Origin of the sequence: Acinetobacter sp. YH12072 (genome assembly GCF_013419565.1) — a bacterium.
GTDB lineage: Bacteria > Pseudomonadota > Gammaproteobacteria > Pseudomonadales > Moraxellaceae > Acinetobacter.
Genome location: NZ_VOZV01000016.1, coordinates 1 through 11,727 on the forward strand (window position 1 = coordinate 1; position 11,727 = coordinate 11,727).

Here is an 11,727-nt window from a genome sequence, read left to right on the forward strand (position 1 = left end):
TGATCCCTTCCCGAACTCAGAAGTGAAACCTCTTAGCGCTGATGGTAGTGTGGGGTCTCCCATGTGAGAGTAAGTCATCGCCAGCTCATTATTCCTAAAGCCCTCTGCTCACGCAGGGGGCTTTTTTTATAGAAAAAATAAAGATGAAATAGAAAAAGGCTTAAATAAATTTAAGCCTTTATATTTATGGATTAATATTTCTGGAATGCATTTAATTAATCATTAGTACGTTCTAATTACATCGATTTTTTAAGTTGCTTCTGGTGCGTTAAAACTTCTTTTGCATATTTTTTGCCTTGTTTACGCATTTTCCGATCTTTCTCATAGGCAGTAGGGCCTACATTATAATAGCCCAGCGCTTTTTCTAGGCTGCCACTAGATTCCTGATAACGTGACAGAATATAACTCCCACATCCAATATTTATTGCTTCATTAAATAAATCAGGTCCACATGTAGATTGCCAATAACGCGGAACAATTTGCATAAGACCCACAGCACCTGCAGGTGAAGCGACCTGACTGCGATAGGTAGATTCCTGTCGAATCACGGCTGCTACTAGCAAGGGATCTAGACTATGTCTTTCGGCATTTTGAATAATTAAAGGTGAAACGCGAGTAGCAGTTATCGCAGGCACAGCATATGCAGTCTGAATTCCTTGAGACAGTTTAGCAGAGCGTTTTTCTAAGGAATTACCTCCTAGTGAGGAGCAAGCACTTATTAATATTGTACTTAAACCAAGTATCCCAATTTTTAAAGTAGTAGGATTTAAGACCTTTAATAATGAATAGTTTTTGCCAGAAAATTTGCCCAACAACTTTCAGCTTCCCTGTATTTTTAAAATTAGATTGATCTTAGGAAGATGTATGAAAATCGTCAAGAAATTAGATGATTTGTTTACAAAGACAAATTAGATTTTATTGAATAATGAATTTTTTATGAAGAATTGTTTAAAGAAAAGCCAATTAACAGTCGAATTTGTATCTCAGGCTTTTCTTTAAAGTGTATGTGTTTAGATGCACAAGAAAGCTTAGTCTAAAGTTTTTAGCATCCAGATTTCACAAGCTGCACTATGACCTGTATTGCCTTCGGGATGATCGAGATGTTCAAAACCTAATTTTTCGTAAAGCTTCACTGCCTGCCAAAGACTTGCAGTAGTCTCAAGATAGATTCGTTTAAAGTTCTGCTCATGAGCAAAGTCAAAGGTCAGATTTAAAATCTTTTTTGCAAATCCATAACGACGAATAATGGGTAAGAAATACATTTTCTGTATTTCTAGAATACTCTGATCACCCTGTAATGGCGCAATACCTCCGCCACCAAAGACTTGATCCTGCTCATCGATAATGACCCAATAAGCTGCATTTGGCTGCTGATATACTTCATACAGGTTATCCAAAATTGAATCACCGACAGCAAAGCCGGACTCTGCTGCAAGCCCGAATTCTACGGAAACTTCACGAATAATCTTGGCAATTTGAGCATTATCTTGAGGTTGTAGAGGACGAATAGAATACATAGATTATGATATAAAGAAGGATGGAAATTTTATAGTCCGAATACCGTAAAAAATCCATCCTTTTTATTGCTTCATTTTTAATAAAGCAGTATTTCCAGTTTTTGATTATTTTAATTCGCTTGAAGATTTACCTAGTTCACGTCGGGCAATAATGAGTTGCTGGATCTGTTGAGTTCCTTCAAAAATATCCAGAATCTTGGAGTCCCGCGCCCATTTTTCTAAAAGTTCTGCCTCGTTATAGCCTACAGACGCTGCTAATTCGACACACTTCAAAGTGATTTCATTCGCGATACGACCCGCCTTGGCTTTGGTAATAGAAGCTTCACGGGAATTAGGCTTACGATTATCCGCCATCCACGCAGCTTTTAACATTAATAAACGGGCAGATTCCCATTCGGCTTCCATACGATAAATCTGCGCTGCAATATTCGATGTTTGTAAGTAAGGTGTATGGTACTCAGAATCTAGCTGATCCTTAAAAATTTCCTTGGTTCTCTCTAAAGAAGCTTTAGAGCAACCAATTGCCATCGCTGCAACGAGTGGGCGGGTATTATCAAAAGTTTCCATGACCCCAGCAAAACCCTTGGCCACATCAATTTCAGCATGTCCAAGCAAATTAGCAGCAGGTATACGACAATCAATAAAACTAATTGCAGCCGTATCCGAGGCTTTAATGCCTAGCTTATGTTCCAGACGCTCGATTTTCATGCCGGGTGTGCCTTTGGGTACGACAAAGGATTTAATTGCAGCACGGCCAAGTTTTTTATCTAAAGTCGCCCAGACGACAACCGCATCTGCACGTTCGCCAGAGGTGACAAAGATTTTTTCACCATTGAGGATATAGTCATCACCATCTTTAATGGCAGTGGTACGAATGGCAGCTGAATCCGAACCACAGCCTGGTTCAGTAATCGCCATCGCTGCCCATATACCATGAAAGCGTTGCAACTGTTCGTCATTAGCAACGGCAGCAATGGCTGAATTTCCTAACCCTTGACGCGGCATGGATAAAAGCAGTCCGGTATCACCATAACACATTTCGACAATACTAAGTGCTGTCGACATATTGACGCCATTTTTATTGCTTTCATCGCTATCACCGCGTTTATTGACCGCAGCTCCTGCATTCATGCCTTCGCTGCCTTGGTTCATACCATCGACGACAGAGGCAAGCATATCCAACTCTTTCGGATAAGCATGTTCAGCTTTGTCATACTTGCGTGAAATAGGGCGGAGTACATTCAGGGCAACTTCATGTGCCTGATCAATCAGCAAGTTGAATTTTTTAGGATTTTGCAAGTTCATTTATTTTTTTCCTTATTCTTTGCTCAGGCATGAAGGCCAGAATGTACGATTGCTGTTGCTCTTAAGTCCCGATACCAGCGTTCTACCGGATGTTCCTTAGTGAAGCCATGTCCGCCGAGAATCTGTACGCCATCTGTGCCAATTTTCATGGATTTTTCTGCACAGAGCAGACGGGCCAGATAAGCTTCTCGATGAAAATCCTGCCCGGATTCTGCCAGACTGGCGGCATTCAGGATCAGCATTTGCATGGCATCAATTTCAATCGCCATATCTGCAATCATAAAAGCTACACTTTGCCGATGGGAAATTGGTTCACCAAAGGCTGTGCGTTCATTGGTATATTGCACACAGTATTTTTTAACCGCTTCACAGGTACCGACCGCCATGGCACACCACATTAAATTGCCTAGATCAAGAAAAGCGGTGTAATCAAAATCGTCATCTCCCAAGCGTTGTGCCGGTGTGTTATTAAATTTGAGATTCACAGTTTGAGTGGCTTTCAAGCCCATAGCCGGAGATTTTTGTGCAGTAATGGTATTATTGCGTTGCACAATAAATACTTCGGTTTTGCCATTCAGATCTGCACTGACCAGATAGATATCAGCAGTTTCTCCGAGCATCACCAAGGTTTTTTCACCATTAATTAAATAGTGATCTCCATTCGACGTTGCTTGAGTTTTTAACTGATAAGGATTAAAGGCAGCTGTTGCTTCCTGTACTGCGAAGGTAGCTTTAAGATGAGGATCATCAGCGAATGCAGTCAAATACTCAGTCTGAACCTGTTCTGAACCCCAACGGGTAATGGCATTAATCACACTAAAGGTAGAAAGCAGACCGGCGGTCAGACTGAAATCACCTTGAGCCAACTGTTGAGCCATCAGGACATTACTGACGATATTCTGTTCTGCAGCTACGCCACCTAGAGTTTCAGGCAGCGCATAAAAATTAAGACCCAGATCAGTTGAATATTGCCAGAGTTCCTCTGGAAAGATTTCATGATGATCTGCATCATGTGCCAAAGGATAAAGGACTTCACTGGCAAACTGCTGCATCGCCTCACAGGTCATTTGCTGTTCTTCAGTCAGATTCAGATCGAACAGGGATTTAGACTGATGTGGTAAACGTTGTCTTTGAATTTTCTGACCAGATTTCAGAATTTTATGAGTCTGGCTGAGTGTTTTAAAACCTGCTTTAGAGCTTTGATAAAGAGATTTTTCTAAAAATTTACGCAGCTTTAATTGGTCGAGTAAATCACTTCCAGCCACTTTGGTCAGGATGGACAAGCCAAATCCTTGTGCTTTGTTCACCATATTGTTCATTCTAATTATCCTACGGGGTGTTATCTTATTTGCCTGATGTTGACATGCAGTTCTAGAAAAAACCATGTCATCAATGACATGAATCATTGTCAATTTATAATTAAAATAAAGAGGGGATTTAAAAATTTAAGATATTGAAACTAAATAGAAAAATAAAATAAGAAAAATTAGGTTTTTATCAAAAATTGACCCGAATGACAAAATCATCCGGGTCTTATATAAGGCTAATAATAACTTAGTCGTTTAGAGATGACGTTTAATCATTGCGCGTACATTAGTTTTCGCATCAATCACCGTCATGAAGGTATAAGCGCCAATGAACTTACGGCTGATAAACATAAATTCTTTAGGCGGTACACTGAAATAACGTGAAGCCATGGATTTAGAAGCTTGCTGCATTACCCGGCTATGAAGCTGGCTTTTTTTCCAGTTATAGCGGTCATGTTCATCCATCACACCTGGAGGCAGGTCTTTATTGTTCATTGGCGAGCTGAAGGCTTCTGTGGCTAACAGGAAGACTTTCGCCATATCCGGTTTGATGCTAGGCGGAATAGAATCAAAGAATTCATAACCGGTCATGGCTTTCACCATCATGTCTGAATCATGATGATAACCGGCCTGGATCAGGTTACGCGCTACATTGAGTAGATGCTGGTCAAATTGACGGATTGCACCGAAGTCGAGAAGCACAATCTTGTCCTGAATATTTTCGCCATCACCTAGACGTACCAGATAATTGCCGAAATTCGGGTCAGTCTGCATCTCCCCCCATTCAAAAATCTCACGTACTGCGATTTCAAGGGAAGCCTCACCCAGTTTATTACGACGTTCCTGTGGTAGAGACAACATTACTGGACTATTGATGGGTACACCACGTTCAAAGGTCATACACAGAACACGGTCAGTACAATAGTTATCGATGATGGTCGGTACGATATATCGTGGATCATTTTGCAGACGTTTACAGAAACGACGGGTCGTATCCGCCTCAATTTTATAATTGACCTCACGATGCATCATCTCACGAACTTCATCGAACCATTGATCAAATTCACGGGTTTGCGGCACCATACGAGTCAATTTGAGCATGTTCTTAAACAGGCTCATATCAGAATCAATAGCCTCAGCTACACCCGGGTACTGGATTTTAAGCACCAGTTCCATGCCATCTGACTTGCGTACAGCACGGTGAACCTGAGCCAAAGAGGCGGTACCTAGGGGCTCATGATCAACCGTCAGATCATCTAGCTTGGAACCTAATTGCTGTTGTAATTGGGCTTTGATCGCCGGCCACGCCAAAGCAACTGTTTTATTATTTAACGTATTTAAGGCTTGAGTGACCTCTTCTGGCAGAAAATGTTCGCCATACAGGGCCATCATCTGGCCAATTTTGACAATTGAACCTTTAAGCTTGCCAATTTCTGCAACCAGATAATCGGCCTGTTCTTTCATGGCTTTTTTGCGTCTTCTTTCTTTTTCTTCTTCACTCGAGAACATAGAACCCGCACTGGATGCTGCCCAGCGCGTACCTGCCAGCAAAGATGCCTTTGCGATCGATAAGCGTCGATCCATTGAGGAAGTTTTCAATTGTTTAAGCTTATCGTTCTGATCTGACATGTAAACTCAATCCTTTTATCAGCATAAAGCGGAATAAATCATTGTAGTGGATATTACCGTGTCTGCACGTATTAAAAAAGTTTAAGCCGCTGAATTCACGGTGAAAATCTCGGCAAGAGCATATCGCTTGCCGTTTTGACCAGTGTAGGGTGAATATTATGACATTTGAAATTGAATTTTTAATTCAGATCGTTGTTGTAACTGTTGTTTATTTGTTTGAATATGTTGATGAATTAGGTTCTGGACTGTTTCATGCATAAAACCCAGCGCATAACCCTTCACAATAATGATGCTTGGCAAACTGAAAAACAGGTATTTGGCATCTTCCAAAGTCGCGCTACTAAATACGCCTTGCTGCATTAATGTGGTTTGTAAAAATACCTTTTCCTGCTGCACCTGACTGGATAACTGGTCATTCCAGTAGTTCTGGCGCATGGCCATAAGATTGTTGTGCTTATAGCTCATAAGATCTGGGCTCGTTTGGACATCATTGCCGAATTATATGCGGCTATAAAATCAAGTTTCAACCAAAGAACTGTGACATCTTTTTAAGCGAGAAAAATATAGGATTTTATCAAGGACTCAGTTAGTATCAGGCAATAATTTAAACAAGATTCATTATTCAATATTGATTGGAAACAAGCCAGTTTTGGTGAAGGGGATATTATGCGTTTTGCATGTTTATTAATGGCAGGTTGTTTGGGGACGATGGCATTACAGGTTCAGGCGGCTACAGGTTATTCTCAGGAATATACCCAGTGCATGAACTTTAGTTATGGCAATACAGCTAAACTGCAGAAATGTGTGAAAAAAGAATTAAAAGCTCAGAATAAACGTCTAAAGAAAAACTATAAGACTTATCTGAAATTGAATGCGGGTTATCGTAATAATATTCGTGATCAGCATACAGTGTGGCAACGTAAATTATCACAGCAATGCAAGCTGACCATGAATACCCAATATGCCCAGATTAAACAGGGTCAATGTGCGCTGGAGATGGTAAAAGATCAGGCGAATTTGTATCAATTGCGTTCTTATCGTGCCGGTACTTAAACTGATTTTAAGTTAATAAGTCCTTCCGGAAATACCGATAAATCTTAAAAAGCAGGATTCTAATCTGTCTGAAATCCAGAAGATCTGTCATTGATAAACCATGGAGAATTCGGGTTTTTCATGGTTTTGGCATTATAAAAGACCTCAAAACAAGGTATCATAAGGCGTTTTAAAAAATGACCTTGGAGACGCCTTAAGTGGATCGACCGACTATTAGCCCTGAACATTTGCAGGAAGCCGCTGAAAATTTAACTACCATTCGTGATTTTATTCGTTTTGGGGTTACAGCATTACGTCAATACGATGCGCACTTAGGTCAAGGTACAGAAGATTATTTTGCTGAAAGTTCAGCGCTGGTTCTGCAAACCTTGTCACTGGACTGGAATGCAGATCCTGAAATTCTGGACTCTAAATTATTGCCAAGCGAAGTGGCTGAGTTCTTGAGCTTGCTGGAACGCCGTATTAATGAACGTGTTCCTACCTCTTATTTATTGAATCTGGCCTATTTCTTCGGCAAGCCATTCTATGTGGATGAGCGTGTTCTGATTCCACGTTCGCCAATCGTTGAGCTGATTGAAAACCGCTTTGCTCCTTATTGCCTGACTGAAAATGGTGAAATGGGTGCAGCAGTAAATAACCTGCCAGAAAATCCGAATCCAAAAACTCCACAACGCATTCTGGATATGTGTACCGGTTCTGGCTGTATCGCGATTGCATTGGCCTATGCTTTCCCGGATTCAGAAGTGGATGCAACCGATATTTCTAAAGAAGCTTTGGAAGTGGCGCAGATTAACTGTGAACATCACAGTAAACAGTATCAAGTGGCTTTACTTGAATCTGATCTATTTGCCAAAATTCCAGCTGAAAACCAATATGATCTAATCGTATCTAATCCTCCATATGTCGATGCAGAGGATATGGCTGATCTTCCTGATGAATTCCATCATGAGCCAGAGCTGGCATTGGCTGCTGGTCAAGACGGTCTGGATCTAGTACGTAAGATGCTGGCTCAAGCAGCTGATTACCTAACTGAAGACGGTTTAATCGTGATTGAAGTGGGTAACTCTGAATGGGCGATGAAGCAAAACTTCAATACCGTTGATTTTCACTGGTTGCAGTTCCAACGTGGTGGTTCAGGTATCTTTGCACTGACTGCAGCCCAATGCCGTCAATATCGTGATTTATTCATTCAATCTGTTAATTCATAAGGAGTCGTTGGCATGGCAGGTAATAGTATAGGGCAACTCTTCCGTGTAACGACTTGTGGTGAATCTCATGGTGTTGGCTTAATGGCCATTATTGATGGGGTTCCACCAGGGATTAAACTGTCTGAAGCCGATTTGCAAAAGGATCTGGACCGTCGTAAGCCGGGTACATCGAAATTTGCAACACAGCGTAAAGAACCAGATGAAGTTGAAATTATTTCAGGTGTGTTTGAGGGTAAAACCACCGGAACTTCAATCGGTCTTTTAATCCGCAATACGGATCAGAAATCGAAAGATTATGGCAATATCGCGCAAACTTTCCGCCCGGGTCATGCAGATTATACCTATACCCAGAAGTATGGTTTCCGTGATTATCGTGGTGGTGGGCGTTCAAGTGCGCGAGAAACTGCGATGCGTGTTGCAGCGGGCGCGATTGCCAAGAAATTCCTGTTTGAAAAATTCGGTATTGAAATCCGTGGTCATGTGACTCAGATCGGTACTGAAAAAGCAGAAAAACTGGACTGGAATGAAGTTCCAAATAACCCGTTCTTCTGTGGTGATGTTGATGCGGTGCCGCGCTTTGAAGCATTGGTAACTTCATTACGTGAGCAAGGCACAAGCTGTGGCGCACGCCTTGAGATCATTGCTTCTAAAGTGCCAGTGGGTTGGGGTGAACCAGTATTTGATCGTTTAGATGCTGATATTGCCCATGCCATGATGTCAATCAATGCCGTGAAAGGCGTGGAAATTGGTGATGGGTTTAGTGTCGCTGAGCAGTTCGGTCATGAAACCCGTGATGAACTCACAACAGATGGCTTCCTGGCGAACCATGCTGGCGGTATCTTGGGTGGTATTTCTAGCGGTCAGGATATTCGTGTTTCGATTGCGTTGAAACCAACGGCTTCCATCACAACTCCGGGTAAAACCATTACCATTAATCGTGAAGATACGGATGTCCTGACCAAAGGCCGTCATGATCCTTGCGTGGGTGTACGTGCAACCCCAATTGCTGAAGCGATGCTAGCAATTGTTTTGATGGATCACTTCATGCGTCATCGTGCACAAAATGCCGATGTCATTGCGCCGTTTGAGCCAATTGAACCTAAATAATTTGCTTTATAGAAGCAAATGAAATTAAAGTCAGGCTTCGGTCTGGCTTTTTTATATTTATAAAATGAAAAATAACAATATTCGTTTAGCCCAAGCTACGGACATTCAAAGCATTGTTAAGTTGATCAATACAGCTTATCGATCAAATTTGGGTTGGACGCATGAACATGACATTGTTTCAGGTAATCGAATTAATGAGGCTCAGTTAAGTGAGCTTTTAGCACGGCCTGATGTTGAACTTTATGTCTTGGAAAATAATGATCAACTGGTGGGTTGTATTGGTTTGACACACTTCCCAGATTGTTTTGAAATCGGCAGTTTTGCTATTGACCCAGTCCGGCAAAATTCAGGTTATGGCCGAATATTGTTAGATTTCGCTGAGCAATACTCTAGAGAAAAAATACCTTTCAAAAAACTTAGAATGTCTGTTCTTAATGTTCGCATTGAATTAATCGCGTATTATGAGCGTCGTGGTTATCACAAAACCGGCAAAACAGAGAGTTACCCACTGGATGCAGATGTTGGACAGCCTTTAGTAGATTTAAATCTGGTGATTTTAGAAAAGAGTCTCGAAAAGATTGATGAAGTTATTTGAATCTATGTTTGATTCTAAGTATGTTTAATAAGAATAATGACAGGATATATGAATGGAAGTATGGTTAAGTGCTGAATTAAGTAGGGAAGTGTTAACAGAAGATCATCTTGATCTCGAAAATAAAGCACGTAACGCAGTAGAAAATGCCTTAAATGCTCAACTACAAAATAAGTCGTATGATATTCCTATAGATAAATGGAAGTGCATTGAAATTATAATGGGAAATGATAGTTTTGATGAACGTATTTTTTATTCATTTAAACGTAGAAATATGGATTTCCGTTTAAGGATTGATCCAACAACTTTTAAGGCAACAGATGATTTAGGCCGTGAGAGACTCATTTTTAGGATGCTCTTAAGAAGCCTGGATTTGTTAAAAGTTAAGTTTGAAAAAGTCCGTCCGAAGCTTGATGCAAAGGTTTATGAGGAGCTTGAAAGACTAAAAAATGATGCACTAAATGTTGCAAAAGATGAAAGTTGGATTTAAAGCGTATTTTAATTAAAGCCAGCGAGAGTGTTTTTTATTTATTATCCATTGAATTTTCCACTATTTTTATCTTGAAACGAGCCGGTTGTTGTATCCTTGCTCATTGACAGGCAATTGAATTGGATGCGATTGCCGCAAAACCCATATCATGAGTTGTTCAATGTTTCAGACTATCTTCACTGTACTGTTTCCGCTTATTGGCCTGATTACTTTGGGCTATGTATTAAAACAAAGGAAATGGCTGGAAGATAGTTTCTGGCGTGGGGCAGAAAAACTTAATTATTTTGTCCTGTTTCCAGTCATGCTATTTTTAAATCTGGCCGTAGCCAAGATTGAAATGGCAGTCATTAAAGATGTGGTTCTGGTGGTCTTTAGCCTTATGGCAGTGGTCAGTATTGCTCTATATGTGATGCGCAAGATTTATCAGATTGGCTATGCACGTTTTGGGGTCTATGTGCAGGCACTCCTGCGTTTTAATACCTATATCGGACTTGCAGCAGTGAATGCTTTATTTCATCAGCAGGGCATGACCATTTTCGCCGTAGTGATGGTGTTATGTATTCCACTGGTCAATATCTTATCTGTACTGGCATTTACCCGTAGTTCAGATATGCAGATCTTCAAAATCCTGATTGATCTGTTAAAGAACCCTTTAATTCTAGGTTCTCTTGTTGGAGGCCTATTTAATCTTTCAGGCTTATCACTCTGGGCTGGGTTTGAATTATTCTTAAAACAGATTGCCTTATGCAGTTTGCCGCTTGGCTTGATGTGTGTGGGGGCTGCCTTACAGTTCCAAGGCTTCCAGCGAGATATCTTCCCATTAGGTCTGGCGACTTTTGGACGTTTATTAGGAATGCCACTTGCTGCTTTCTTTGTCTGCCAATTATTTGATATTGATCCTTTAACCACCCAGGTACTGGTGTTGTTTTTTGCTTTACCTACTGCTTCAGCTTCCTATGTACTGACGCGTGTCTATGGCGGAGATAGCCAGTTCATGGCCAGTATTATCAGTATGCAAACGGTAGTCGCGGCTGGATCTCTCATGTTGATTCTTTCCTGGTTAATTTAATTTTAGGATCTGAAAGTCGGTCATATATTAAAGTCTAATATTAAATCAATCCTATAAATAGCCTAAGCAATTATTAACATTATTGCTTTTCTTAAATGCCTTGCATTGCAGCATGACGTAGGAAAATGAGGCAAAAAACCAAATTAAAATCTTAAAATTCGTTTGAAATAGATAGTGTTATTTCTTCTAAATTTATTGAAAGTATCGTTACCACTTAAATCACGTGAATTAACATAAATAAAAAACTGTAGTCTCCGATAAGATGGTATATAAATTGCTCAGGATAATAAAAATATTATTGCAGGAGAGAAATGCTACTGCATTCGCCGAAGGAGCAAGGTCCCAGGAAACTCTCAGGCAAAAGGACTGCAATAATATATTAAACTCTGGAGAGAAGTGTTGAATCACTCACCGAAGGGGGAAGGTTGCTGCATACAGCTATGATGCAGT

Annotated in this window: 12 protein-coding genes, 1 rRNA gene and 1 riboswitch; of the genes, 7 read left to right on the forward strand and 6 right to left on the reverse strand. The window is 40.6% G+C overall.

Annotation, left to right across the window (positions count from 1 at the left end; translation table 11 throughout):
- Positions 1 to 86, forward strand: a 5S ribosomal RNA gene (gene rrf, locus FTU19_RS08370); the annotation flags it as partial.
- A 150-nt stretch (positions 87 to 236) separates the two neighbouring features.
- Here the strand turns inward: rrf and FTU19_RS08375 are convergent.
- From FTU19_RS08375 to FTU19_RS08400, 6 genes are all read right to left on the reverse strand, one after another.
- Positions 237 to 815 carry a lytic transglycosylase domain-containing protein gene (locus tag FTU19_RS08375; protein ID WP_166138226.1) on the reverse strand — a complete coding sequence of 193 codons (579 nt, stop codon included), beginning with the start codon at positions 813 to 815 and terminating at the stop codon, positions 237 to 239.
- Between the two features lie 213 nt (positions 816 to 1,028).
- On the reverse strand, positions 1,029 to 1,517 hold the full coding sequence (locus FTU19_RS08380) for a GNAT family N-acetyltransferase (RefSeq protein ID WP_166138223.1): 489 nt from the start codon (positions 1,515 to 1,517) through the stop codon (positions 1,029 to 1,031).
- 105 nt (positions 1,518 to 1,622) lie between these two features.
- Positions 1,623 to 2,822 (reverse strand): acyl-CoA dehydrogenase family protein, encoded by a 1,200-nt coding sequence (locus tag FTU19_RS08385; protein ID WP_180130736.1) that lies wholly within the window; start codon positions 2,820 to 2,822, stop codon positions 1,623 to 1,625.
- A 23-nt stretch (positions 2,823 to 2,845) separates the two neighbouring features.
- Positions 2,846 to 4,132 carry an acyl-CoA dehydrogenase family protein gene (locus FTU19_RS08390; RefSeq protein ID WP_180130805.1) on the reverse strand — a complete coding sequence of 429 codons (1,287 nt, stop codon included), beginning with the start codon at positions 4,130 to 4,132 and terminating at the stop codon, positions 2,846 to 2,848.
- Positions 4,133 to 4,384: 252 nt separating this feature from the next.
- The gene (locus tag FTU19_RS08395) at positions 4,385 to 5,758 is read right to left on the reverse strand and encodes an AarF/ABC1/UbiB kinase family protein (RefSeq protein WP_005235905.1); all 1,374 of its coding nucleotides are present in this window, start codon (positions 5,756 to 5,758) and stop codon (positions 4,385 to 4,387) included.
- Between the two features lie 156 nt (positions 5,759 to 5,914).
- Positions 5,915 to 6,223: a hypothetical protein gene (locus tag FTU19_RS08400; protein WP_004785493.1), complete on the reverse strand. Its 309-nt coding sequence runs from the start codon at positions 6,221 to 6,223 to the stop codon at positions 5,915 to 5,917.
- A gap of 201 nt (positions 6,224 to 6,424) precedes the next feature.
- Here FTU19_RS08400 and FTU19_RS08405 point away from each other — a divergent pair, with 201 nt between their 5' ends.
- From FTU19_RS08405 to FTU19_RS08430, 6 genes are all read left to right on the forward strand, one after another.
- On the forward strand, positions 6,425 to 6,811 hold the full coding sequence (locus FTU19_RS08405; protein ID WP_180070680.1) for a DUF1311 domain-containing protein: 387 nt from the start codon (positions 6,425 to 6,427) through the stop codon (positions 6,809 to 6,811).
- 197 nt (positions 6,812 to 7,008) lie between these two features.
- Complete coding sequence (gene prmB, locus FTU19_RS08410; RefSeq protein WP_104426049.1) at positions 7,009 to 8,019, forward strand: 50S ribosomal protein L3 N(5)-glutamine methyltransferase; 1,011 nt, start codon at positions 7,009 to 7,011, stop codon at positions 8,017 to 8,019.
- Positions 8,020 to 8,031: 12 nt separating this feature from the next.
- On the forward strand, positions 8,032 to 9,126 hold the full coding sequence (aroC, locus tag FTU19_RS08415; protein WP_180130738.1) for a chorismate synthase: 1,095 nt from the start codon (positions 8,032 to 8,034) through the stop codon (positions 9,124 to 9,126).
- Between the two features lie 64 nt (positions 9,127 to 9,190).
- Positions 9,191 to 9,721: a GNAT family N-acetyltransferase gene (locus tag FTU19_RS08420; RefSeq protein WP_180130762.1), complete on the forward strand. Its 531-nt coding sequence runs from the start codon at positions 9,191 to 9,193 to the stop codon at positions 9,719 to 9,721.
- Positions 9,722 to 9,773: 52 nt separating this feature from the next.
- On the forward strand, positions 9,774 to 10,208 hold the full coding sequence (locus tag FTU19_RS08425) for an Imm44 family immunity protein (RefSeq protein ID WP_159122881.1): 435 nt from the start codon (positions 9,774 to 9,776) through the stop codon (positions 10,206 to 10,208).
- Between the two features lie 160 nt (positions 10,209 to 10,368).
- Positions 10,369 to 11,277 carry an AEC family transporter gene (locus FTU19_RS08430; protein ID WP_179993235.1) on the forward strand — a complete coding sequence of 303 codons (909 nt, stop codon included), beginning with the start codon at positions 10,369 to 10,371 and terminating at the stop codon, positions 11,275 to 11,277.
- Positions 11,278 to 11,568: 291 nt separating this feature from the next.
- Positions 11,569 to 11,656, forward strand: a riboswitch (glycine riboswitch).
- Positions 11,657 to 11,727: the final 71 nt, after the last annotated feature.

What these genes read in the sequence shown, in the direction of transcription:
- FTU19_RS08380 (WP_166138223.1), bottom strand. Translation starts at nt 1,517, where the DNA reads ATGTATTCTATTCGTCCTCTACAACCTCAAGATAATGCTCAAATTGCC.
- FTU19_RS08385 (WP_180130736.1), bottom strand. Translation starts at nt 2,822, where the DNA reads ATGAACTTGCAAAATCCTAAAAAATTCAACTTGCTGATTGATCAGGCA.
- FTU19_RS08390 (WP_180130805.1), bottom strand. Translation starts at nt 4,132, where the DNA reads ATGGTGAACAAAGCACAAGGATTTGGCTTGTCCATCCTGACCAAAGTG.
- FTU19_RS08395 (WP_005235905.1), bottom strand. Translation starts at nt 5,758, where the DNA reads ATGTCAGATCAGAACGATAAGCTTAAACAATTGAAAACTTCCTCAATG.
- FTU19_RS08400 (WP_004785493.1), bottom strand. Translation starts at nt 6,223, where the DNA reads ATGAGCTATAAGCACAACAATCTTATGGCCATGCGCCAGAACTACTGG.
- FTU19_RS08405 (WP_180070680.1), top strand. Translation starts at nt 6,425, where the DNA reads ATGCGTTTTGCATGTTTATTAATGGCAGGTTGTTTGGGGACGATGGCA.
- aroC (WP_180130738.1), top strand. Translation starts at nt 8,032, where the DNA reads ATGGCAGGTAATAGTATAGGGCAACTCTTCCGTGTAACGACTTGTGGT.
- FTU19_RS08420 (WP_180130762.1), top strand. Translation starts at nt 9,191, where the DNA reads ATGAAAAATAACAATATTCGTTTAGCCCAAGCTACGGACATTCAAAGC.
- FTU19_RS08425 (WP_159122881.1), top strand. Translation starts at nt 9,774, where the DNA reads ATGGAAGTATGGTTAAGTGCTGAATTAAGTAGGGAAGTGTTAACAGAA.
- FTU19_RS08430 (WP_179993235.1), top strand. Translation starts at nt 10,369, where the DNA reads ATGTTTCAGACTATCTTCACTGTACTGTTTCCGCTTATTGGCCTGATT.